General features: G+C 37.1%; 1 protein-coding gene. It reads right to left on the reverse strand.

The genetic code is table 11. From position 1 onward, the window contains the following. Positions 1-168: 168 nt before the first annotated feature. Positions 169-833, reverse strand: a 665-nt coding sequence (locus ACFINA_RS09655) for a type IV secretion system protein (protein WP_375615526.1), incomplete at its 5' end; no start/stop codon positions are given.

Genomic DNA, 833 nt, shown 5'->3' on the forward strand with positions numbered 1-833 from the left:
AAGTGTATAGTTTACGATAATTTATCTTTTCTTAATTTCATTTTTTAATTTATGAAAATAGCTCAATTTCAGTGCGAGTATTTTTTACTTTAGGATTGGATATTCTTGTTATTTTGTCATATGGATATTAAGGGCATCTGTTACGGGAACAATTGCTTTTTATCTCATCTAGTTTTTATGTCTCCATAGATGTCCAAATGTAATGCCTTTTGCGAGAGAATTGGCCATGCTTGATAGTTTGAGTAACAGCATGATGGATATAATGGACAAGATGAGAGCTCCTCCAAACATGAAGCTTACATTCTGGTTGTAATCGAGTTTCATATCACTCAAATAGTTTGCAAAGATATTCATCATCAGATTAAATACAGTTGCTAAGAGTAGAAAGAGGATTATATAATTGACGACTTGTACAATCCATTGCTCAAAAAAGCGATAAGTTGGTTGCCAAAGTAGAGCAATAATGAAGATTGGCCCCCATCCTACGAGAAGTGCAAGTGCGATTTTTGTCAGAAGGACGAGACCCCCACCGATTGCGACGACGAGGCTTGTTGCTAGCAAGATGAGGATTCCTAAGAGACTGTAAAGCAGACCATTGGACTCGAAGAAGACGGTTTCTTGGAAAAGACGTCCTGCATATTGGAATCCTCCGCCTGCTGTTTTGTCAAGTAAATTCATTAATTGTTTATCATCGAGTGGGTTTGCGATGAGCGCTTTTGATAACTCATAGGGCATTTGTGTTATTAAATTTGTGATTTCTGGTTGATAAAGTCCTGTGGTAAGAGCTATTGAAGTAATAATACTTATCCGTAGGAAACGGTTTACGAATCCGG

Origin of the sequence: Bartonella sp. AC10YNML, assembly GCF_042196825.1 — a bacterium.
Classification (GTDB): domain Bacteria; phylum Pseudomonadota; class Alphaproteobacteria; order Rhizobiales; family Rhizobiaceae; genus Bartonella.